17 protein-coding genes are annotated in these 22,514 nt (G+C 69.2%); 9 read left to right on the forward strand and 8 right to left on the reverse strand.

The window, feature by feature from the left end; translation table 11 throughout:
* Positions 1-203: 203 nt before the first annotated feature.
* Positions 204-1,415, forward strand: coding sequence for an L-2-hydroxyglutarate oxidase (lhgO, locus tag MK177_09060; GenBank protein ID MCH2427465.1), 1,212 nt, complete (start codon positions 204-206; stop codon positions 1,413-1,415).
* Between the two features lie 37 nt (positions 1,416-1,452).
* On the opposite strand, the gene MK177_09065 is transcribed toward lhgO, so the two are convergent.
* Entirely contained in the window at positions 1,453-2,745 is a 1,293-nt protein-coding gene (locus MK177_09065; protein ID MCH2427466.1) for an aminotransferase class V-fold PLP-dependent enzyme, read from the reverse strand.
* Between the two features lie 157 nt (positions 2,746-2,902).
* Between MK177_09065 and MK177_09070 the strand changes: the two genes are divergently transcribed.
* The 3 genes from MK177_09070 to MK177_09080 all read left to right on the forward strand — a co-directional run bounded on the left by MK177_09070 (position 2,903) and on the right by MK177_09080 (position 8,311).
* Positions 2,903-4,426, forward strand: coding sequence for a trimethylamine methyltransferase family protein (locus MK177_09070; GenBank protein MCH2427467.1), 1,524 nt, complete (start codon positions 2,903-2,905; stop codon positions 4,424-4,426).
* 30 nt (positions 4,427-4,456) lie between these two features.
* Positions 4,457-6,895 (forward strand): FAD-dependent oxidoreductase, encoded by a 2,439-nt coding sequence (locus MK177_09075; protein ID MCH2427468.1) that lies wholly within the window; start codon positions 4,457-4,459, stop codon positions 6,893-6,895.
* A gap of 102 nt (positions 6,896-6,997) precedes the next feature.
* Positions 6,998-8,311 carry an FAD-binding oxidoreductase gene (locus MK177_09080; protein ID MCH2427469.1) on the forward strand — a complete coding sequence of 438 codons (1,314 nt, stop codon included), beginning with the start codon at positions 6,998-7,000 and terminating at the stop codon, positions 8,309-8,311.
* 23 nt (positions 8,312-8,334) lie between these two features.
* Here MK177_09080 and MK177_09085 read toward each other — a convergent pair whose 3' ends face one another.
* A complete protein-coding gene (locus MK177_09085; GenBank protein MCH2427470.1) occupies positions 8,335-9,000 on the reverse strand; it encodes a carboxymuconolactone decarboxylase family protein in 666 nt (221 codons plus the stop codon).
* A 50-nt stretch (positions 9,001-9,050) separates the two neighbouring features.
* Positions 9,051-9,590, reverse strand: coding sequence for an RDD family protein (locus MK177_09090; GenBank protein ID MCH2427471.1), 540 nt, complete (start codon positions 9,588-9,590; stop codon positions 9,051-9,053).
* Between the two features lie 101 nt (positions 9,591-9,691).
* Here MK177_09090 and MK177_09095 point away from each other — a divergent pair, with 101 nt between their 5' ends.
* Positions 9,692-10,516, forward strand: a complete 825-nt coding sequence (locus MK177_09095; protein MCH2427472.1) for a phytanoyl-CoA dioxygenase family protein — start codon at positions 9,692-9,694, stop codon at positions 10,514-10,516.
* A gap of 38 nt (positions 10,517-10,554) precedes the next feature.
* Here MK177_09095 and MK177_09100 read toward each other — a convergent pair whose 3' ends face one another.
* Positions 10,555-11,754, reverse strand: a complete 1,200-nt coding sequence (locus tag MK177_09100; protein MCH2427473.1) for an MFS transporter — start codon at positions 11,752-11,754, stop codon at positions 10,555-10,557.
* 52 nt (positions 11,755-11,806) lie between these two features.
* Between MK177_09100 and valS the strand changes: the two genes are divergently transcribed.
* From valS to MK177_09115, 3 genes are all read left to right on the forward strand, one after another.
* The gene (gene valS, locus MK177_09105) at positions 11,807-14,437 is read left to right on the forward strand and encodes a valine--tRNA ligase (GenBank protein MCH2427474.1); all 2,631 of its coding nucleotides are present in this window, start codon (positions 11,807-11,809) and stop codon (positions 14,435-14,437) included.
* A gap of 83 nt (positions 14,438-14,520) precedes the next feature.
* The gene (locus MK177_09110) at positions 14,521-15,324 is read left to right on the forward strand and encodes an enoyl-CoA hydratase/isomerase family protein (protein MCH2427475.1); all 804 of its coding nucleotides are present in this window, start codon (positions 14,521-14,523) and stop codon (positions 15,322-15,324) included.
* Between the two features lie 3 nt (positions 15,325-15,327).
* The gene (locus tag MK177_09115) at positions 15,328-16,917 is read left to right on the forward strand and encodes an amidohydrolase (GenBank protein MCH2427476.1); all 1,590 of its coding nucleotides are present in this window, start codon (positions 15,328-15,330) and stop codon (positions 16,915-16,917) included.
* Positions 16,918-16,990: 73 nt separating this feature from the next.
* Here MK177_09115 and MK177_09120 read toward each other — a convergent pair whose 3' ends face one another.
* From MK177_09120 to MK177_09135, 4 genes are read right to left on the reverse strand one after another with little or no spacing between them, the layout of a single operon-like run.
* Positions 16,991-18,301 (reverse strand): beta-lactamase family protein, encoded by a 1,311-nt coding sequence (locus MK177_09120; protein ID MCH2427477.1) that lies wholly within the window; start codon positions 18,299-18,301, stop codon positions 16,991-16,993.
* A 2-nt stretch (positions 18,302-18,303) separates the two neighbouring features.
* A complete protein-coding gene (locus MK177_09125; GenBank protein MCH2427478.1) occupies positions 18,304-19,278 on the reverse strand; it encodes a hypothetical protein in 975 nt (324 codons plus the stop codon).
* Positions 19,279-19,329: 51 nt separating this feature from the next.
* Entirely contained in the window at positions 19,330-20,967 is a 1,638-nt protein-coding gene (locus tag MK177_09130; GenBank protein MCH2427479.1) for an amidohydrolase family protein, read from the reverse strand.
* Positions 20,964-21,545 (reverse strand): TetR/AcrR family transcriptional regulator, encoded by a 582-nt coding sequence (locus MK177_09135; GenBank protein MCH2427480.1) that lies wholly within the window; start codon positions 21,543-21,545, stop codon positions 20,964-20,966. The genes MK177_09130 and MK177_09135 overlap by 4 nt, the downstream gene beginning before the upstream one ends.
* A gap of 260 nt (positions 21,546-21,805) precedes the next feature.
* On the opposite strand from MK177_09135, the gene MK177_09140 reads away from it, so the two are divergent.
* A partial coding sequence (locus MK177_09140; protein MCH2427481.1) for an ABC transporter substrate-binding protein occupies positions 21,806-22,514 on the forward strand: 709 nt, incomplete at its 3' end.

The following is a 22,514-nucleotide window of genomic DNA, read 5'->3' on the forward strand; positions in this document are numbered from 1 at the left end:
CTGTGGCCGACACCTTCGACATGGAGTACGTCGACCCCATCGTCGCCCTGACCCGCCGCTAGTCCTCTGTCCCGCCCGACCTCAACGGGCCATCGGGCAGAGCCGCTCCGGTACCGCTCCGTCCGCGACATGGCGGACCGGAACCAAAGCATCCTCGTCTTCCGACGACCGGCCCGGTTCCGGGCCACGGGTAGCGTCGGACCATGGTCGCTCCCACCGACCCCCGGACCGACGTGGTCGTGGTGGGTGGCGGAATCCTCGGCCTGGCCACAGCCCACGCCCTGATCCGCCGCCTGCCCGACATCTCGGTGGTGGTGCTCGAGAAGGAGCCCACGGTCGCCGCCCACCAGACGGGCCGCAACAGCGGGGTTGTCCACGCCGGCCTCTACTACCCGCCCGGTTCGCTCAAGGCCGACCTGGCCGTACGGGGCGGGGACCGGATGATCGAGTTCTGCGCCGAGCACGGCATCGCCCACGACCGTTGCGGGAAGTTGGTCGTGGCAACGTCGGAAGACCAGCGACCCCGGTTGACCGCCCTGGTCGAACGGGCCCGGGCCAACGGGGTGGCGGTCACCGAGCTCACGCCCGGCGCGGCGGCCGAACACGAGCCCCACGTGTCCTGCGTGGCTGCCCTACACGTCCCGTCCACCGGCCGGGCCGACTTCGCCGCCGTGGCCCGGGCCCTTGCCGGGGTGGTCACGGTGGCGGGTGGAGAGGTCCGGACCGGGGTACGGGCTGGGAGGGCCACGGCAACCGCTGGTGGCTGGCTGATCGACACGCAGGACGGCCCGCTCCGGTCCCGTTTCCTGGTGGGGTGCGCCGGGCTCCATGCAGACCGGGTGGCCCGACGCTCGGGCACGCGACCCGACGCCCGCATCCTGCCCTTCCGGGGCGAGTACCTGGACGTGGTTGGGCCGTCGGCCGAACTGGTCCGGGGTCTGGTCTACCCGGTTCCCGATCCCCGGTTTCCTTTCCTCGGCGTGCACCTCACCCGAGGCCTCGACGGCCGCGTCCACGCCGGCCCCAACGCAGTGCTGGCCCTGGCCCGGGAGGGCTATCGCTGGTCCGACGTCTCGGTCCGTGACCTGGCCTCCACGCTGGTATGGGGCGGGACATCCCGGCTCGTGGTCCGCTACTGGCGGCCGGGGCTCACCGAGCTGGTCCGGTCGGTCAGCCGTCGGCGGTTCGCCGCCGATGCCCGCCGGCTGATCCCCGGCCTCCGGACCGGAGACCTTCGCCGTGCTCCGTCGGGGGTGCGGGCCCAGGCCGTGGACCGCCGAGGAGAGTTGGTCGATGACTTCCACCTGGTGGCCGGTGAGCGGTCGCTCCACGTACTGAACGCTCCGTCGCCGGCCGCCACGGCGTCGTTGGAAATCGGCGCCCTGGTCGCTGACCGGGTAGCCGCCGCCCTCTGAGTCAACCCTCTGCTCGGTAGGCGCGGTGGCCGACCGGTCAGGGCACGACCGGTGCGGCGTCGCGCCAGCGGTCGATGCCGCCGCCGTCGACCACCCGTACCGTGCGGGCCACCGCCTCATCGACGTCAGCGTGGCGGACGTAGAGGGGGGCGAACCCAAACCGTAGAAGGTCGGGTGGACGGAAGTCGGGAATGACCGACTCCTCGTTGATGAGCGCCTGACCGACCGCCAGGGCCTCGGGATGGGTCAACGCCACGTGCGAGCCACGCCGGATGGGGTCACGGGGCGAACGCACCTCGAATCCCCGAGGCGCCAGATGCTCGTCGGCCAACGCTATGAACCGCTCGGAGAGGGCCACCGACTTGGTCCGCAGACGGTCCATTCCGGCCTCCAGCAACAGGTCGACGCCCGGCTCGACCAGCGCCGTGGACAGCACGGGAGGCGTACCCGTCAGGAACCGGGCCACGTCGGAGGCTCGACCGGCATCGAAGACGAAGGCGAACGGGTCGTCGCTGCCATACCAGCCGGCGATCGGGTTGACGAGCTCCGGACGGTCGGCCGATACGTAGAGGAAGGCAGGCGATCCCGGCCCGCCGTTCACGTACTTGTAGGTGCACCCCACCGCCAGGTCGACCTCAGCCGCCCCGAGGTCGATGGGGACCGCCCCCACCGAGTGGCAGAGGTCCCAGAGCACCAGCGCGCCGGCCTCGTGCACTGCGCCAGTGACTGTGGCGAGGTCCCAGCACCACCCCGACATGTATGCCACGTGGCTGAGCGACACCAGGGCGACCTTCCCGCCGGCGCCGCTGTCCAACTCGGCCAGCAGGCCGTCGAGAGGTCCGTGTATCCCGTCGGACGGCACGACCACCACCTCGTGGTTCGGCCCTACGGTCCGGGCGGCGGCACGCAGCACCTGTATGTCGGACGGGAAGTTAAGGTCGTCCGTGAGTATCCGGGTTCGCCCCGGGCGGGCCGCCAGCGCGGACACCGCCGCCTTGTAGAGGCAGACCGAGGTGTTGTCGGCCAGGGTGACCTCGCCGGACGCCGCGCCGACGAGGCCGGCCAGGCGATCGCCGATCCTGGTCGGCAGCTCGAACCAGCCTTCGTTCCAACTTCGGACGAGGCGTCGGCCCCACTGGGCCTCGACCACCTCGGCGGCCAGGGTGGCGGCCGCCCTGGGCAGGCGGCCCAGGGAGTTGCCGTCCAGGTAGATCAGGTCCGGCTCGTCATCGGCGTGGACGAAGGCCTCGCGAAACCCGGCCAGCGGGTCGGCCGCGTCGAGGACGGCGGCGTCGGGGAGCGGATCGGCGCCATCGGAGAGCGGGGACACGACGGCGACGGTATCCGCAGCGGTCGGCGGCTCATGTACCGACCGGTGAAGCCCGAAGATTGCGCCGCTGCCGGACCCTTCGTACGCTCTGCCCACCGGGTGGTCGGAGCCGCTGACGCCCCCGTAATGCCAGCACGGACTCCGGGGGACACGCACGATGACCGCCACCCGCCGCAGGGGCGACCGAAGCCGGCGCTCCCGCGACCGCGCCGAGAAGGTCGTACAGAAGCTCGAGCGGCGGATCCCCTACTACGACCTGTTCGAAGAGGACGGCCTCGACCTGATCGAGGCGCACGCCGACCGGATACTGGCCGAGGTGGGCATAGAGGTGTGGGGCGACGAGGTGACCATCGAGCTGTTCCGCGAGGCTGGCGCCACCGTCGACGGGCAACTGCTCCGGTTCGATCCCGGCCTCCTCACCGACATCGTCACCCGTAGCACCCCCAGCGAGTTCGTGCAGCACTCCCGGGACCCGGAGCGTTCGGTGACCATCGGTGGAGACCACACCGTGTTCGCCCCCGGCTACGGCATGCCCTTCGTCCGGGACCTGGACCGTGGACGCCGCTACGGCACCATGGCCGACCTCGAGGATCTGGTGAAGATCAACCACACCCTGGAGTGGACGCACCACTCGGGCCTGGTGATCTGCGAGCCGACCGACGTTGCCGTCAACAAGCGCCACCTGGACATGCTGGCGCTCCACTTCACGCACTCGACCAAGCCGCCCCTGGGAGCCATAACCGCACCTGAACGGGCGCTGGACTCCATCGAGATGGCCCGAATCGTGTTCGGCGCCGACCACCTAGACGACCACTGCGTGATCATGGCCAACATCAACGTGAACTCGCCGCTCGTGTACGACGGCCAGGTCACCGAGGTGATACGCCACTACGCCGCCGCCGGCCAGGGGATGATCATCTGCCCGTTCATCCTGGGTGGCGCCATGGGGCCGGTCACTCCGGCAGGTGCAGTGGCCCAGGCCCACGCCGAGGCCATGGTTGGCGTGGCCCTCACCCAACTGGTCCGCCCGGGCGCACCGGCCATCTACGGCAACTTCCTGACCACCATGTCGCTGCGGTCCGGCGCCCCCACCTTCGGCACCCCGGAAGCCGGGCTGGCCTACTTCGCCGTCGGTCAACTTGCCCGCCGCCTCCGCATACCTGTGCGGTGCGGCGGGTCGTTCACCTCAGCCAAGCTGCCCGACGCCCAGGCCGCCCAGGAGAGCGCCACGTCACTGTCCACGGCGATGATGTCGGGAGCCAACTTCGTCCTGCATGCCGCAGGCTGGCTGGAAGGTGGCCTCGTCATGGACTACGAGAAGCTGGTGCTGGACAACGACCGCCTGGGCATGACACACGTGATGCTGCGCGGCATGGCCCTCGACGACAACGCCTTCGCCATGGACGGCTTCCACGAGGTGGGCCCGGGCAGCCACTTCCTCGGCTCGGCCCACACGCTGGCCAACTACGAGACCGCCTACTACGAGGCGACCTTCGGCGATGCGACCTCATGGGAGCAGTGGAGCGAGGAGGGCGAGCTGGACGCCCGCCAGCGCGCCAACGCCGACTGGAAGGCCCGCCTCGCCGACCACGAATCGCCGCCCCTGCCGGCCGGGGTGGACGAGGCCCTGACAGAGTTCGTGGAACGCAGGAAGGCGTCGATGGACGACGCCTGGTACTAGGACAGCCGAGAACGAGAACATAGAACCGGAATGAGAACACGAGTAGACGCAGCCGTCATAGGTGGTGGCGTCACGGGCGTCAGCGTGCTGTACCACCTGGCCAGGATGGGCTTGGACAACTGCATGCTCATCGAACGGGCCGAGCTGACGGCCGGATCCACCTGGCACGCCGCCGGGGTCGTCCACACCATCAACTCCGACCCCAACATCGCCACCCTGCAGTCCTACACGTTGGCCCTCTACGACGAGATTGAGGCGCTGTCCGGGGTCTCCTGCGGCATGCGCCGACCGGGAGGCATCTACCTGGCCTCCACGCCGGAGCGCCTCGACTACCTCCGCCTCGAGCGAGCCAAGGCCCGGTACATGGGCATGGACGCCGACTTCATCTCCATGGACGAGGTGAGGCGCCTCAACCCGCTCGTCAACACCGACGAGTACCTGGGCGCCCTCTTCGAACCGGCCGACGGAAGCGTCGACCCTTCAGGCGTTACCAACGCGTACGCCCGGTCGGCCATCCACCACGGTGCCGAGGTGGTCCGGAACAACCCGGTCCACGACCTGACGCAGCGCCCCGACGGCTCGTGGGACGTCCACACAGAGCACGGGGTGATCAACGCCGAGGTGGTCGTCAACGCCGGCGGCCTGTGGGCCCGGGAACTGGGCCGGATGGTCGGCGTGGAACTTCCGCTGCTGCCCATGGAACACCAGTACGTGATCACCGAGGAACTCCCGGAGATCGTCGACCACGGCACCGAGATCGCCGTGACCATCGACTACGAGGGTGGCGTCTACACCCGGCAGGAGGGCAACGGCCTGCTGGTCGGCACCTACGAGAAGGCGGGCAGGCCCTGGTCCGTCGACACCACGCCCACAGACTTCGGGATGCGCCTGCTCACCCCTGACCTGGAGCGGTTCGCAGACCGCATCGAGGTGGCCCAGCAGCGGATGCCGGCCCTGGCCACCGCAGGCATCGCCCGCGTCGTCAACGGCCCGTTCACCTTCGCCCCGGACGGCAACCCGCTCATAGGCCCGGTCCCCGGAATCCGCAACTACTGGGTGGCCTGTGCGGTGATGGCCGGGTTCTGCCAGGCGGGCGGCGTCGGCCTCTGCCTCGCCCAGTGGATCATCGACGGCGAGCCGGAGATGGACGTCTACGCCATGGACGTGGGTCGCTTCGGCAACTTCGCAACGAAGGACTACACGTACCTGAAGTCCCAGGAGAACTACCAGCGACGGTTCATGCTCACCTACCCCAACGAGGAGCTGCCGGCCGCCCGGAATTGGCGCACCACGCCCTCCTACGACGCCCTTGACGCCCAGGGTGCGGTGTGGGGTGCCTCGTTCGGCCTGGAGCACGCCCTCTGGTTTTCCCCGGAGGGGCCCGGACAGGTCGAGACACCGACGTTCCGCCGATCCAACGCATTCGGACCCGTCGCCGAGGAGTGCCGGGCCGTGCGCACCGGTGTCGGCCTCCTGGAGATCGCCAACTTCGCCAAGTACGAGGTGTCGGGCCCCGGCGCAGCCGACTTCCTGGACGGGATCGTGGCCAACCACCTGCCGAAGGTGGGACGCCTCGCCCTCACGCCGATCCTGACACCGGCCGGGAAGTTGGCCGCCGACCTGACGGTGGGTCGCCTGGCCGATGACCGGTTCGTGCTGTTCGGCTCCGGTTCCATGCCGGCCATCACCATGCGGCTGTTCCTGCAGCACCTACCCGATGGGGTTGTGGAGGTCACCGATCTCAGCGAGCACCTGCTGGGCTGGTCCATCTCCGGACCTGACGCCCGAGAGCTGCTGTCCCGCCTGACCGACGAGGACGTCTCCAACCACGGCATGCGGTTCCGCGACCTGCGGGAGATGACCGTCGGTGGCGTGCCGGTCATCGCCGCCCGCCTGTCGTTCACCGGCGAGCTGGGCTACGAGCTGTACTGCACCGCCAACCACCACGAGGCGCTCCGGTCGGCCGTCATGGAGGCCGGACGAGCCGGCGACAGGAACCTGGACGTCACGCCGTTCGGTGGACGTGCCTTCATGTCGCTGCGCCTGGAGAAGGGCTTCGGCGTCTGGAACCTCGAATACCGTCCCGACTTCACCCCCGCCGAGGCTGGCATGGGCCCGTTCGTGAAGGTCGACAAGGCCGCCGCCTTCATTGGCCGGGAGGCGGCCCGGGCCGAAGTGGAACGTGGCCCGACCAGGCGGCTCGTCACGCTGGTCCTGGATGCAGACGACGCCGATGCGATTCACGACGAGCCCATCTTCCACGGTGGCGAGTGCGTGGGCTTCGTGACCTCCGGGGGATACGCCCACCACACCGGCAACAGCGTGGCCCTGGGCTACGTCCCCGACCATCTGGCCGACGGATCAGCCGGCGACGACGGATTCGAAGTCGAGATACTCGGCCAGATGCGGCCCGCCCGCCTCCAGCGGGAACCGCTGTACGATCCCGCCGGCGAGCGGATGCGTGGCTGAGCCTGCCGATCGCCTGTTCCTGAGAACCCAGCAATGCCTCTGAAATGACAAGCATCCGGCGTGGCCACAGCCGCCCGAATAGTAGAGACCTGAGGATATGCAATGAGCGAGAACGAGCGTTACGACGCAATCATCGTCGGCGCCGGGGTGATCGGCTCCGCCATCGCCTTCGAGCTGGCCAAGAAGGGCTGGCGGACCCTGAACGTCGACAAGCTGCCAGCAGCCGGGTACGGCTCGACCAGCAATTCGTGCGCCATCGTGCGCGCCCACTACTCGACATTTGACGGCGTAGCCATGGCCTACGAGGGCTTCTCGTACTGGAAGGACTGGTCCAACTACCTCGATTCCGAAGATGAGCGAGGCCACGCCCTGTACATGCAGTCGGGCACCGTGCTGTTCATGCTGGAGGGGGGCCACCACGAGAAGGTGCTGCCCCTGTTCGACCAGGTCGGAGTGCCCTACGAGATCCTCACGTGCGAGGAGCTGTCCGAGCGCTACCCGTTCTACGAGCACGGCACCCACGGTGAACCGTGCCGCCCCGAGGACGACCGGTTCTGGGCCGAGCCCGAGGGCGAGTTGATCGGAGCGCTGTACACGCCGGACTCCGGCTACGTGAGCGACCCCCAGCTGGCCAGCCACAACCTGCAGCGGGCGGCCGAGGCCAGGGGCGGCGAGTTCCGGTTCAACACCGAGGTCACCGACATCCGCCGGGCCGACGGACGGGTGTCGGGCATCACGCTGGCCGACGGCACCGAGTTGGACGCCCCGGTGGTCGTCAACGTGGCCGGGCCGCACTCGTTCGTCATCAACAAGATGGCCGGCGTCTACGACACGATGAACATCAAGACCAAGGCCCTGCGCCACGAGGTGCACCACGTACCGGCGCCGGCCGGCCTGGACTTCGAGAAAGACGGCCTGCACTCGTCGGACTCCGACCTGGCCATCTACGTGCGACCCGAGTCCGGCAACAATATCCTGATCGGCTCCGAGGACCCGACCTGTGATCCACAGGTCTGGGTGGACGACCCCGACGACTACGACGACGTGGTGTCCGACGAGCAGTGGAACGCCCAGGTCCTGCGCCTGGCCCGCCGCATGCCAGACCTGGGGGTGCCGAACGAGAAGAAGGGCATCGTCGACCTGTACGACGTATCCGACGACTGGATTCCGATCTACGATCGGACCGACCTGGACGGCTTCTACGTGGCCATCGGGTCCAGCGGCAACCAGTTCAAGAACGCGCCGGTGGCCGGCTGGTGCATGGCGGAGTTGATCGAGAAGGTCGAGGGCGGACACGACCACGACGCCGACCCGATCACCGTCACCGGCGTCTACACGGGCCTGGAGATGGACATGGGCTTCTACCGGCGCAACCGAGAGATCAACCCGGACAGCTCGTTCTCGGTCAACGGCTGAGCGGGATAGCCGGCCGGACCGGCTCAGTCCCCGTCGCTCACGATGCGCAAGGCCCGTCGGAACTCCTCACGCGTGTACTCGTCGCCGAGACTCGCCTCGTCGCCGGGTTCTTCGACGAGCACCGGCGGGTCGGCGTCGTACTCGAGGCGCAGGGCACGGCTCATGATGCCGTGCATGGCGTAGGTGCAGACGATGTAGGTCAACTCCAGGATCTCCTCGTCGGACAGGTGGGCCTGGAGGGCTGAGAACACGCCGTCGGGGACGCGCCCGTGCTGGATCGAGAGGGCATCGGTGTACGCCAGCACGGCTCGCTCCGCCTCGTTGAAGCAGGTCGCGGTCTCCCATGCCTCGATGGCCTCGATCTGCTCGTCACCGATGCCGACGGTACGGCAGGCCTTGCGGTGCTGGGAGTAGACGAAACGGCTACCCACGCACCATCCGACCCGGGTCTGGCCCAACTCCCGGAGCTTCGGATCCAGCAGGCGCCTTGGGCTGCGGTAGAGGGCGATTCCGCCGACGGCGTGGTCAAACACGTCGGGAACGAGGGCGAACGTCGACCACCAGTCGCCCGGGGTGCCGGTCGCCGTGCCGGGCTCGTCGACCGGGTCCCGGTCGCCGAACAGCATCTGGAAGATGGGCTGGGCACCGGCATGGAGGTCGGCCCGACGTACCCGGCGGAGGCGTGACATGGCGCCGATGGTAGGACCGGCCCCGTAACCGACCCCCAGTCGGGCGCCGGTCAGCTGATGGGGTTGGGAGGCGACCAGGCCTCGTCGGTCCGGGACCCGGCGACGACCACCCGGGTGCCGAAAATCTTGTCGGTGAGCCGCTGGTCCTTCGAGTCCCAGAGTGGCCAGAGGTAGTCGACGATGAAGAAGACGCCCACGACCTGGTTGACAAGGCTGGGCACCAGCCAGCGCCCGACGCCCCTGGCGCCACCCGGAGGCTCGTCGGTACCGGCGTCGACCAGACGGATGTGGAGCCTGCGCTTGCCGGGCGTCGAGCCCGTCACGCCCTGCCGGTAGCCGAAGAACCAGCCCGACCAGACGACGACGGCCAGCCAGCCCAGCGAACCGATGACAACCAGCCCCCAGCCGAATCCCTGCGAGGCCCCCTTCTCCTCGAGACCCATGACCAGGCCCACGACGAAGGGAACACCCGGAAGGATGGCCAGGCCCACGAAGATCAGGAAGTCCACGATGGCCGCCTTGCCGCGGGACCACCAGGCGGCTGCGGACGGCCGACCTGTTGCCTCGGGCATCGGATGGTGGTCGGTCATGGTGGTGCGTCCCTCTGGATGGTGCCATCGATCGACGGGGCCGTGGACTGCGATGCTACGACCCCTGTCGTCCACAGCACCGCCCCTACAGTGCGGCGGAAATGGCCACCACCTGGAACACCACGCTCACCGCTGACCAGCGCTACTCCTACACAGAGGACGGTGTGGTGCACATTCCAAGCGCCGTCGACGCCGACCTGCTCGCCGCGATCGAGGACCTCGCCGACCGGCAGCTCGCCGACCCGGGCCCCTGGGTCACCGACACCGGTCCTGAACCGGCGGCCGGACGGCTCTTCACCACCCGATACCTGTGGCGCACCGAACAAGCCATGCGACGCTTCGTGTTCGAGTCCGGTATGGCCGAGTTGGCAGCGGCCCTCATGGATTCGCATTCGGCCCGCTTCTACTTCGACCACCTGCTGGTAAAGGATCCGGGTACCGAATCGCCCACCCCGTGGCACCAGGACATCGGGTACTGGCCGTTCCTGGGCTCGCAGATCTGCTCCGTGTGGGTGGCGTGCACCGGGGCCAGCGTGGCCGAGAGTTCGCTGGAGTTCGTGCGGAGCTCACACCGCTGGGGCCGGTACTTCGCACCCGAGTCGTTCACCGGAGAGTCGGCGTGGACGGCCGACTTCGTGGGCGAACGCTGCCCTGACATCGAGGCGGCCCGGGACGACTACGACATCGTGGGCTTCGACGTGGAGCCTGGCGACGCCCTGGTGTTCTCGTCGTGGATCGTCCACGGGTCGCCGGGCAACGCCGGCACGCACAGGCGGACCGCCCTGTCGACCCGCTGGTTGGGCGACGACGCCGTCTGGTCGCCGCACCCCGGTTGCGACCCGAGCGTCACCCAGGACGACACGACGGCGGTTCCGGGTGGGTACCCGGCCGACGACGACAGGTTCCCACTGGTCTGGTCGGCCTGAGGGGCCAGGCACAGGGTCCAACTCCGCCCGCTGACCGTTCAGGCGGGTGGCGCCTCGCCGGACGACCTGGGCACAACAGCTAGGGCCACCACGGCCAGGGCAGCGGCGGCCAGATAGGGCGCCCCCACGGCCACCCGGCCGAACAGCACCCCGGCCAGCAGCGGTCCGACGATCCTGCCCAGCGCTCCAGCGCTCTGCTGGAGGCCGAGGGCCGACCCCCGACCGTCAGCACCCACAGTCTCGACCGTGGCGTTCGAGAGCGTCGGCCCGAACAGCCCCTGGCCCACGACCAGGAGCACCAGGGCGACAGCCAGGCCGGCCCAGCCGCCACCAATGGCCAGCACCACCATGCCCGCAGCCACCAGCGACAGCGCCGCCCGTAGCGCCGGGCGGGTTCCCAGCCGGGCATTGGCCGGTCCCACTATCCGGGTCTGGACGAGCACCATCAACAGCCCGATCGAGGCGAACAGGCCGTACACCGTCGGGTCCCCCACCTCGGGAAAGCGCCGCTCGACCAGCATGGCGAACGTCGCCTCGAACCCGGCGAAGCCGAGCATGGCGATCATGGACAGCACCGCCAGGCGACGCACCGCCGGACCCGCCGCACCCCACAGAGCCAACCGCCCCGGCTTCGGCACGAGCACCGCGGGCGCCGGCCGACCCGACGGCAGGCGCACAAGGGCGACGACGGCGTTGCCTGCGGCGAGGGCCGCTGCCACAAAGAACGGCAGCTCCCGACTGCCCAGCGCTGCGATCGACCCGACCAGGGGCCCGGCCACGAACCCCACCCCGAACGCCGCGGCCAGCAAGCCCAGTAGGCGGGGTCGATCCTCCGGCTCGGCCAGGTCGGCCACCGCCGCCTGGCCCACCGCATACGACGACCCGGAAGCCCCGTCCAGCACCCGACCCAGGAAGAGCACCCACAACGCCCCGGCCAGCCCCGTCACCAGGCTCCCGATGGACGACCCGATGAGGGCCGCGATCAGGACCGGCTTACGCCCGATCCGGTCCGAGAGTCGGCCCCACAGCGGGGCTGCCACCACCTGGGCTGCCGAGAACACGGCGATGACCGCCGCAGCCATCGCCGGTGACGCCCCGAAGTCCTCGGCGTAGAGAGGCAGGACGGGCAGCATGATGCCGAACCCGACCATGTCCAGGGCGACGGTGGCCCACACCACCCCGAAGCCCGCCGGGCGCGCCCGACGCCGGGCACTGGAACCTTCGGCGGGGCGGGTCACGGCGGCGAAGGCTAGCGGCGCCCCATAGGCCCGCCGATAGCCTCGGACGCCAATGAGCCATCCCGACGCCTCGGCGCACGCGCCCGCCCCCTCCATACCCGAGCGCCCCGGCCTCGAGGGCCTCGAGGACCGCTGGGACGCCATCTGGGAGGAACGGGGCACCTACCGCTTCGACCGTTCCAAGACCCGCGCCGAGGTGTTCTCCATCGACACCCCGCCACCCACGGTCAGCGGCTCCCTGCACGTCGGCCACGTCTTCTCCTACACACACACCGACACCATCGCCCGCTACCAGCGCATGTCCGGCAGGGAGGTCTTCTACCCGATGGGGTGGGACGACAACGGCCTCCCGACCGAGCGCCGGGTCCAGAACTACTTCGGGGTGCGCTGCGAGCCCTCGCTGCCCTACGACCCGGACTTCACCGCCCCGGACGACGCCGGCGATCCGAAGGCCATGAAGGAGCGCGGCGACGTGGCCATCAGCCGCCGCAACTTCATCGACCTCTGCCACGTGCTCACCGCCGAAGACGAGCAGGCCTTCGAGGCCCTGTTTCGCCGCCTCGGCCTGTCCGTCGACTGGACCCAGCACTACACCACCATCGACGAGCGCTGCCAGCGCGTCTCCCAACGGGGCTTCCTCCGGAACCTGGCCCGCGGCGAGGCATACCAGATCGAGGCGCCGACGCTCTGGGACGTCACCCACCGCACCGCCGTGGCCCAGGCCGAACTGGAGGACAGGGAACGACCCGGCGCGTACCACACGCTGGCCTTCCACCGGCCTGACGGTGGTGACGACATCCGCATCGCCACGACCCGCCCCGAGTTGGTCGCAGCCTGTGTCGCCCTGGTGGCCCACCCCGACGACGAGCGCTACCAACCTCTGTTCGGCTCGACGGTCACTACGCCGGTGTTCGGCGTCGAGGTGCCGGTTGTGGCTCATGAGTTGGCCGACCCGGAGAAGGGCACCGGATGCGCCATGATCTGCACCTTCGGCGACACCACCGACGTGACCTGGTGGCGCGAGCTGGACTTGGACGTGCGGGCCATCGTCAACCGTGCGGGCCGGATCAACCCCGAACCGCCGCCCGGACTGGACTCCGAAGCCGGTCTAGCCGCCTATGGGCGCCTGGCCGGAAAGACGATCTTCTCGGCCCAGGCGGAGATGGTCGAGATCCTCCGGGAGACCGGCGAGATGGTCGGCGAGCCGGAGGCCGTCACGCATCCGGTCAAGTTCTTTGAGAAAGGCGACAAGCCGCTCGAGATCGTGACCAGCCGCCAGTGGTACATCCGCAACGGCGGCCGTGACGCCTCCCTGCGGGCCGACCTCATCGCCCGCGGCGACCAGATCACCTGGCACCCCGCCTACATGCAGACGCGGTACACCAACTGGATCGACGGCCTCAACGGTGACTGGCTGATTAGCCGCCAACGGTTCTTCGGCGTCCCACTGCCCCTCTGGTACCCGCTTGACGCCGACGGCGAGCCGGTCCACGACGCCCCGATAGTCCCCGACGAGGCCGACCTGCCCGTCGACCCGTCGTCGGATCCGGCCCCTGGTTACGACGAGGCCCAGCGCGGCAGGCCAGGCGGGTTCATCGGCGACACCGACGTCATGGACACCTGGGCCACCTCGTCACTCACCCCGCAGATCGCCTGCGGCTGGGAGGAGGACGACGACCTCTACAGGCGCACCTACCCCATGGACCTGCGCCCCCAGGCCCACGACATCATCCGAACCTGGTTGTTCTCGACGGCCGTGCGCTCGCACTTCGAGGCCGACGCGGCGCCGTGGGCCCACTGCGCCCTCAGCGGTTGGATCCTGGACCCGGACCGCAAGAAGATGTCCAAGTCCAAGGGCAACGTGGTCACACCCGTCGACCTGCTGGAGGCGCACGGGTCTGACGCCGTGCGCTACTGGGCGGCCAACGGCAGGCCGGGCACCGACACCGCCTTCGACGACGGCCAGATGAAGATCGGCCGCCGTCTGGCCATCAAGGTCCTGAACGCCAGCCGGTTCGCCCTGGGATTCGGCACCGGCGACGGAACCCCGCTGGCCATCGACCCGGCGGCGATCACCAACCCGCTGGACCGGGCCATGCTGGAACGCCTCGCCGACCTCGTCGATGAGGCCACCCGGGCCTTCGACGGGTTCGACTACGCCCGGGCACTGGAACGCACCGAGACGTGGTTCTGGACGTTCACCGACGACCACGTAGAGCTGGTCAAGGCCCGCGCCTACGAGGGCGACGAGGCAGGCGCCGAATCGGCTCGCCACGCCCTGCGCCTGGCACTGTCGACGCTGCTTCGCCTGTTCGCCCCGTTCCTCCCGTTCGTGACCGAGGAGGTCTGGTCGTGGTGGCGGGGCGGCTCGATCCACCGCCAGGGGTGGCCGTTGGCCGCCGAGCTGCGGGCCGCGGCGACGGTCGACGACAGATCGGTGGACGCGGCGATCGCCGACGTGGCCGCCGACGCCCTAGCCGAAATCCGGCGCCACAAGACGACAGAGAAGCGCTCCCTGGCCACTCCGGTCATCGCCTGCACGCTGACCGACACCGCCGAACGCCTCGCCCTGCTGCGCCAGGTGCTGGACGACGTGGCCTCCGCTGCCCGGGCCACCGGCATCGACCTGGCCGAGGGCGAAGCGTTGTCGGCCGAGGTCACCCTGGAAGCGCCGGCCGGCTGATCCGCAGGCCCGACGCCCGGTCACACCCACGGGCCGGACGCCCGGTCACGCACCGGCCAGCCCACCGGACGAGAATCGTCGCCATGTCGACCCCACCTGAGTTCCAGACCATCCGGGTCACCTGCGACGGCCGTCGCGGCACCCTGACCCTGAACAGGCCCGACCGGCTCAACGCCCTCTCCAACGAGCTGATGGCCGAGGTGGCCGACGCCGCCGCCTGGTTCGACCACCAGGGCGACCTTCGGGTGGTGGTGGTGCGGGGTGCCGGCCGGGCGTTCAGCGCCGGGTTCGACCTCTCGGTGTTCGGCGACGATGGTCCCTCGCCGGCCGGGGGGCGTGTCCCGGCCGACACCGGACGCCTCATGGCCGACGCGCTGGAGCGCACCTCGCCGGTGCTCATCGCGGCGTTGCACGGCCACGTGGTGGGCGGCGGCCTGGTGGTCGCTGCTGCATGCGACCTGCGCATCGCGACGACCGACGTGTCGTTCTCCATCCCGGAGGTGGACCTGGGGATCCCACTGGCCTGGGGTGGCATCCCCCGACTGGTCCGCGAGATCGGACCGGCGCTGACCAAGGAACTGGTCATGACGTGCCGCCCGTTCGGCGCCGAGGAGGCTATGGCCGCCGGGTTCCTGAACCGGATCGTGGCCGCCGACGCGTTGGACTCGGCGATCGAGGAGATGGCCGAGGCCGTGGCGTCCCGGCCCCGGGTCGCTGTGCTGGCCACCAAGCGCCACGTCAACGCGGTGACCGACCAGATGGTGGGCACCGGTCGGTCGTGGTCCGACGCCGACGGCCTCACCGCGGCGCTGCGCGACCCCGAGGGCCGTGGCTCGCGGGCCGCCTACCTGGAACGCCTGCAGGCCAGAAGAGAGGGGCGGGGCTGAACCGTGCCTATCGCCGACCGCCTGTTCACTAACGGCGCCTTCCACACGCTGGACCCTGACAACCCTGCCGCCGAGGCGCTGGCGTCCTGGCGGGGCCGCATCATCGGCGTCGGCGCCCGGGCCGACCTGGAGGCTCTCACCGGTCCCGGCACCGAGGCGGTCGACCTCGACGGCGCCACCGTGCTGCCCGGCTTCATCGAGACCCACATGCACCCCATCGCCGCCGGCGTCCAGATGCTGGCCCCGCAGATCGGCTACCCGGACTGTCGCACCGTCGCCGACGTTGTCGTCGTACTCCGGAAGGCAGCCTCATCCACGCCTGCCGGTGAGCCCATCCAGGCCTGGGGCTACGACGACTCGCTCATGGCCGAGGACAGGCACCTCACCCGCCACGACTTGAACGCCGCCAGCACCGAGCATCCGATCTTTATCCGGCACATCTCCGGACACCTCTCGTACGCCAACGACCGGATGCTGGAGTTGGCCGGCATCACCGACGACGTCGAGGATCCGGTGGGTGGGCGGTTCCAACGCGAAGCCGGCGGGCGCCCCAACGGCTGCATGGAGGAGACGGCCAACTTCGCCGTCGGCGGCTCGCTTCCCTTCGCCCCACCCGACGTGATGGCGTCCGGGGCCAGGGCCATCTCCGACCACTGCCTGAGCGTGGGCGTCACCTCGATGACAGACGCCGCGGTCATGGCCCCCGAGATGTACGCCGCCTACCAGCAGGGGGTCGACGATCGATCGATACGGGTCCGCACACGCCTATTCCCCGGGTGGCGGTTCGTAGGCGGGCTTCCGTTCCGGACCGGCCTTGGCGACGACCGGCTGTCCATAGGGGCGCTCAAGTTCATTTCCGACGGCTCGATCCAGGGTTACACGGCATGCCTCTGCAAGGGCTACCACGACCGTCCCGACGTCAACGGCACCGAGGTCATCCCTTCCGCCGAGTTGATCAGGCTGGTCACCGATGCCCATCTCAGGGGTTGGCAGGTGGCGGTGCACGCCAACGGCGACCAGGCCATCGACAACACCCTGGACGCCTTCGAGGCGGCGCTCGAGGCCGAGCCCCGCGATGACCATCGGCACCGCATCGAGCACTGCCAGACGGCGCGCGAGGACCAACTGGAGCGAATGGCCCGCCTGGGCGTGATGGCGTCGGTGTTCGCCAACCACATCTGGTACTGGGGCGACCGCCACCGGGACCGGTTCCTCGGCCCGGAACGGGGCTCGCGCATCGACCCGCTGGCCAGTTTCAGCGACCACGGCATCGTCCACGCCCTGCACTGCGACATGCCTGTAACGCCGCTCAACCCGCTCTTCACCATCTGGACGGCCGTGAACCGCATCACCCGGGACGGCAAGCTGCTCGGCCCCGAGCAGCGGGCCCGGGTGGCCGACGCCGTGGCCGGCTACACGTCTGCCGCCGCGATCCTCAACATGGAGGAGCACGACAAGGGAACCCTGGAGGTCGGCAAGCTGGCCGACCTGGTGGTGCTGGACGCCGACCCGTTCGCCGTCGACCCGATGGAGATCGCCGACATCACCGTCCGGGCCACCGTGGTGGGCGGCACCACCGAGTTCGAGGCCTGATCCTGCAGGGGCCGGTGCTCGCCAACTCCTCCCGCCGGGCGGAACCAGCCGCTCAGCGGCCGGGGTGCTCTGCTCAGCAGCGGCCGATCAGTTGGTGGTAGAGCGACTCGTGGATCACGTCCGTGAACACGTTGCCGGTCACAGGGTGTGATCCGAACTTCGCCACCACCAGGTCCTTCTCCGGATGGCAAAACAACCGCTGGCCGTGAACCCCCATCGGCATGAACGCCCCCATGACCTGCTGCATGTTCCAGCAGTGCCGGTGGAAGGTCCAGCCCTCCCGGGTGGCATAGCCACCGCCGCTGCCCGGGTACGGCTCGCCGCCAGCCGCCAGGTCGTCGGCCACAGCCGCCGGAATGGCCTGTCGCTCGTCGGTCCCATGGCCGACCCGTCCCGAGCGGGACAGCATCCGGCCGAACCGGGTCAGATCCCGCACCGTGCACGACATGCCGCCGGACGACACTGCTATGCCGCGGTTGTCGAGGATCACCGCAGCGTCGTCGGCAGCGCCCATGGGACCCCAGATGCGTTCGGACACACCGTCGACCCACCGCTGACCGGTGGCCCGGGCGGTCGCCCAGGCCAGCACGTCGGTGATAACCGACTTGTACAGGAACGGCCCGCCAGGTTCTGTCTCCCTCTCGGTGAAGCCGAGGATGGCGTCGTGGATACCGTCGGGACCGTCCCAGTTCGCCGGCACCGGCGTGAACGCCATGGCCACCCCGTACCGCATGATGTCGGACCGGTTGTCGCTGTAGTCCTCGACGAAGCGGATTCCGTCGGTCATGTCCAATGCGTGGGCGACCGTCACCGGAGCAAACGCCGTGTCGGCCAGATCGTCTACGTGGTCGACCAGCAGGTCGTCGAGGGCAATCGCCCCGTCCTCGACAGCCAGCAGGGCCAGGACCCCGGTGACCGTCTTGGTCATGGAGAACATGGCGTGCCGCGTCGACGGCCCCATGCCGTTGAAATACCGCTCAAGCACCACCTGACCCCGGTGCAGGATCAGAAATGCATCGGTGTAGGTGCCGCGCAGCATCTCGTCGAGCGTCCAGTTACCCCCGTCCCCGTCGTCGATGGCCAGGTCGTCGAGGTCGATTCCCGTCTCGCCAGAGGCGGCCACGGGGAGTGGCTCGGCCGGGCCGAGTCCCCGGCTGATCCGTCCCGATGCACGCAGTTCGTCCATGTGGGTGAGCGACCACCGGATGTTGGGCCACGCGGTCCAATTCCCGTGGTGGACCCACTTGTCGTCCGGCGGCGGGTTGCCGACCATCAGCCCGTGCTCGGCCGCCGTGAGGGGTTCGGGCAGCACGTCCAGCTCGGTCGGACGGGGCCGTCCGGTCTCGGGGCTGATCATGGTCACAACGAGCTTCGGGGTCAGCATGGTTACGGTGCCTCCCGGCTCCCGGCACGGTCGTGGCCGACAGCACACGCGTCGAGGGCCGCCATTAGGTCCCCGGGGTCGATGGTTCCCGGGGTGGCGATGGCTACCAGCCTTCCGGAGGCCGGGCCATCGACCGACTCGACCGTGACCCGGCCTCCGGCAAGGTGAACGGCGACATGCCTGCCGTGCCCATCGGTGACGATGGCCTTGGCCCGGAGCAGCAGGTGGGCATTGTCGGCCAACATGGAGACCAGTAGTCCCACGTCGACCGGACCAGCGGCCTGCCACGTGGTGGAGACAACCGCAACGTCCAGCGCGTCGGTGGGCGTGGGTTCAACGGCGTCCAGGCCGCCCAGCACCAGTGGCACCCACCGGTCGTCGTCGGACGCCTCCACCACGGGGGTGTCCGGGGCAACGTCAGCGCACCAGGCACGGGCCGCGGAACCGCCGTCGGCAGCGACGTCCGCCTTGGTCACCACCAGCAGCTCGGCGGCGGCGGCCTGCCGTCGCACCAGCGGCCCGTAGGTGACATGACAGGCCCTGTCCACCACGTCAACGGCGTCGATGGCCACCACCACGCCGTCCAGCCGCAGGCGTCGCCGATCACCGTAGGCGGCGACCCGGTCCGGTTCGGCCACGCCGCTGGCCTCGATCACCAGCCGGTCCGGCGGTCGGTCCGAGAGCACCAGGTCACGCAGGGTCACACCGAGCGAGTCACCGATGGAACAGCAGACGCAGCCGTTGGTGAGCTCCACAGTGTCGCCGTCCCGGGCCGCCACCAACTCGGCATCCAGGCAGACCTCACCCACGTCGTTGACGACCACGGCGATGCGCTCGCCGTCGCCCGCCGCCCTGAGCAGCCGGTTCAGCAGCGTGGTCTTGCCGGCACCCAGCCAGCCGCCCAGCACCACCATCGGGATGAGCTTGGACCCGGCCTCGGGTCCGGCGGCCCCCCGGACAGCAGAACCGCCGGTCATCGGCCGGTCACAGATGGGCCATCCGTCAGTGGTCGGTGGCTCATCAGCCGGTCAAGCATCTTCGAGCGGATACACCCGGCCGCCCAGCACGGTGGCCAGGATGCCGATGTCGGGCCAGGCCGCCGGGTCGACCTCGAACGGATCGGCGTCCAACACGGTCAGGTCGGCCAGCTTCCCGGACGCCAGGGAACCGATCTCGTGATCCAGCTTCAGCTGCCACGCTGCCTCGATGGTCACCGCCGCCAGGGCGTCGTACGAGCTCAGGCGTTCCTCCGGGGCCAGCACCACGCCCGTGCCCGACATCCGTGTGGCCAGGATCGACGCACCGAGCATCGGCTGCAGCGGCCCCATCGGCAGGTCCGAGTGCAGCGCCACGCTCATACCGTTGCGCCGGGCCGATCCCACCCTGGTCATCAACGAGGCCCGTTCGGTACCCAGGCCATCGGCCACGAACTGGTCGCCGAAGTAGCGGAGGTAGTACCCGTTCACCTGCACAGCGCAGCCGAGGGCGGCGGCCCGACGGGACTGGGCCTGGGTCGAGATGCCGAAGTGGTGCAGCACCGTCCGGTGGTCGAACCGGGGCTTCTCGTCCAGCAGTTCGGCGACTGCGTCCAGCACGGCGTCCACGCCGAGGTCACCGGTGACGTGGACGTTCACCTGCTTACCTGCATGCCAGAAGGGCCGGATGTGGTGGGCGATGCGGTCCGGGTCAGCCATCCATGCGCCCTCGTGGCCGTCGATGAAGCCGGGTTCCCGAAGTTGCATTATCTGACCCATGAAGGCCCCGTCGGCGAAGAACTTGCCGGCATGGAGGAACCTGATGCGCTCCGAGGCGTGCTCATCCAGGGCCGCCATACGGTCCTCGGCCTCGGACCCGAATGCCCGCTTGAATGCCGCCACCTGGGGGATCAGGTACTGGCGGAACGGCACGTGGTCGCCTTCGTGGACCTGGGCCAGCACCTCCAGCTCCCGGTCGGGCAGGGCCATGCCTCCGAAGCCGGCATCGGCAATGGTCGTCACACCGCCGCGATGCACCAGCGCGGCAACGTCCTCCATCAGCACCTCGAACCGTCCGTCGGCGAACAGGTCCTCCCGCAGGGTGTTCAGGCCCCAGGCGAGCCCGGACTCCCACAGCCGACCCGCCTCGAGGTCGATGTGCGGGTCCCAGGCCGCCCCCTCTGCGGCATCCAGCCACTCGAGGGCCGCTCCGTTGCACCAGAGCTCGTGGAAGCACCTGGCCCACACGACGATCGGCCGGGTGGTCGAGATGGCATCGAGGTCGGACCGGCTGATCGAGCCGTGGTACTGCTGCTGCCAGCCGTACGTCACGAACGGCTGGCCGGAAGGGTGGGCGGCCTCCAACCCGGTCAGCCGGGTCCGGTAGGCCTCGTGTCCGACGGTGGCCTCGACGCCGCCTCCCGGCAGATCCCACGACTCGGGCGTGATCCACTCGGTCGCCAAGAGGATCGCCATGAGCGCCGGGTGCACGTGCGGGTCGATGAGCCCGGGCAGGAGGAAGGCATCGGCGAACCGGTCGTCGACCCGGTGCTCGTGGGCGTCCAGCCAGGGCCGGAGCGTCTCAAGCGTGCCGACCTCGATGATCCGGCCCCCCCGTACGGCCACCGCGGTCGCCTCGGGCAGCGACGGGTCCATGGTGTGTACCCGTCGCGCCGTGTAGACGGTGATCATCGGTGGATCCCACCGTCGTAACCGACGGCGGCCAGGGCCAGTCGGCGGAAGGCCGCGATCGTGTCGTCGTCGAGTTCCTGTCCGTCGAGAACGGCCCGGTAGTAGATGGGGCCCAGGAAGAACTGCTCGAGGTGGTCGATGTCGATGTCGCCGTCGATCTCACCCCGGTCGATTGCCCGGGCCAGTACCTCCCTCATCGTGTTCCACGACGAACGGCGGTCGGCAGCCATGGCCGCGCCGATCTCCGGATCGTGTGTGGAGACCTCCATGAGGCTGACGGCGACCGGCCGGAAGCCCTCCGCGCTGTAGGTGGCCCGCCGGTCTGAGTACCACTGGTCGAGCTCTGCGGCGAAGTCCCCCACGTCGTCGACCATGGCCCGTGCGCCCCACCTGTCCATCACGGCCCGGAAGATGGCCTTCTTGTCCGACCAGCGCCGGTAGATCGAAGTCTTGGACACCCGGGCCTCGGACGCCAGGCGGTCGGTGGTGAAGGAGGCCAGCCCGCCGTCGGCCAACAGCCGTATGGCAGCGTCGAGGATGGCTTCGCCACCGGGATCGACGCCCAGGGGATCCTCCACAGTCACCTGATCGTCTCCCTAGGCCATTGCGCCTGATGAGTCAGTGCCATATCGTAGATATTTCGGTTGCGATCACCGTGTTCACCCCACCAGTCAGGGGCCGACCCTCCGGTGCAAACCATCGGGTCGGGGCTTGATCGGTTCGAGGGGGGAATACAGTACCGTACCGTACCTATCAATGGGTTAACGGCAGATCGCCCGCTTCGGCTGACGCTCTGCCGTTTCTAACTCATCAATTCATATGGAGGGGATCTGTTTCCATGAGTACTCGACTGCGTTGGTTGACCGCGCTGGTGGCGACTTTCACGCTGCTGGCTGGTGCCTGTGGCTCCGATGAGGCTGCTCCTGCGGCTACGACTGCTGCTCCTGCGGCTACGACTGCTGCTCCGGCTACGACTGCTGCTCCGGCTCCTGAGGAGGTCGGCACGGTTGGTGACCATTTGGGTGATGGTTCGTTGGGGACCATTGAGGTGGGTTCCGGTGAGGAGATCCAGATCCGTTCGCTGAACGCCATTTCCGGTGATGTGGCGTTCCTGGGTATTCCGAACCAGCGCGGCGTCGAGATGGCGATCGCGGACTACGGGCCGATCGGTGGCCATGACGTGTCGATGGGTACCGGTCTGGACGACCTGTGCAGTGCTGACGGTGGCCAGGCGGCCGCTCAGACGATCGTGGCCGACGAGGACGTTGTCGGTGTGATCGGCACGTCGTGTTCGGGTGCGGCGGCTGCTGCGGCGCCGTTGATCTCCGAGGCCGGCATGGTGATGATCTCGGGTTCGAACACCAGCCCGTCGCTGACCAGTGACCTGGCCGGCACGGCAGGTTCAAACAACTATCCCGGCTACTACCGCACAGCGCACAACGACCTGTACCAGGGCGCGGCGGCCGCGAACTTCGCCATTGACGTGCGCGGCGTGAGCACGGCTGCGGCCATCCACGATGGAGACCCGTACACCCAGGGCCTGGCTC

This window comes from Acidimicrobiales bacterium (genome assembly GCA_022452145.1).
In the GTDB taxonomy this organism is placed as follows: Bacteria; Actinomycetota; Acidimicrobiia; order Acidimicrobiales; family MedAcidi-G1; genus UBA9410.

Coding starts and splice junctions, on each gene's coding strand:
- lhgO (MCH2427465.1), top strand. CDS start 204: ATGGTCGCTCCCACCGACCCCCGGACCGACGTGGTCGTGGTGGGTGGC.
- MK177_09070 (MCH2427467.1), top strand. CDS start 2,903: ATGACCGCCACCCGCCGCAGGGGCGACCGAAGCCGGCGCTCCCGCGAC.
- MK177_09075 (MCH2427468.1), top strand. CDS start 4,457: ATGAGAACACGAGTAGACGCAGCCGTCATAGGTGGTGGCGTCACGGGC.
- MK177_09080 (MCH2427469.1), top strand. CDS start 6,998: ATGAGCGAGAACGAGCGTTACGACGCAATCATCGTCGGCGCCGGGGTG.
- MK177_09085 (MCH2427470.1), bottom strand. CDS start 9,000: ATGTCACGCCTCCGCCGGGTACGTCGGGCCGACCTCCATGCCGGTGCC.
- MK177_09090 (MCH2427471.1), bottom strand. CDS start 9,590: ATGACCGACCACCATCCGATGCCCGAGGCAACAGGTCGGCCGTCCGCA.
- MK177_09095 (MCH2427472.1), top strand. CDS start 9,692: ATGGCCACCACCTGGAACACCACGCTCACCGCTGACCAGCGCTACTCC.
- valS (MCH2427474.1), top strand. CDS start 11,807: ATGAGCCATCCCGACGCCTCGGCGCACGCGCCCGCCCCCTCCATACCC.
- MK177_09110 (MCH2427475.1), top strand. CDS start 14,521: ATGTCGACCCCACCTGAGTTCCAGACCATCCGGGTCACCTGCGACGGC.
- MK177_09120 (MCH2427477.1), bottom strand. CDS start 18,301: ATGCTGACCCCGAAGCTCGTTGTGACCATGATCAGCCCCGAGACCGGA.
- MK177_09125 (MCH2427478.1), bottom strand. CDS start 19,278: ATGACCGGCGGTTCTGCTGTCCGGGGGGCCGCCGGACCCGAGGCCGGG.
- MK177_09130 (MCH2427479.1), bottom strand. CDS start 20,967: ATGATCACCGTCTACACGGCGCGACGGGTACACACCATGGACCCGTCG.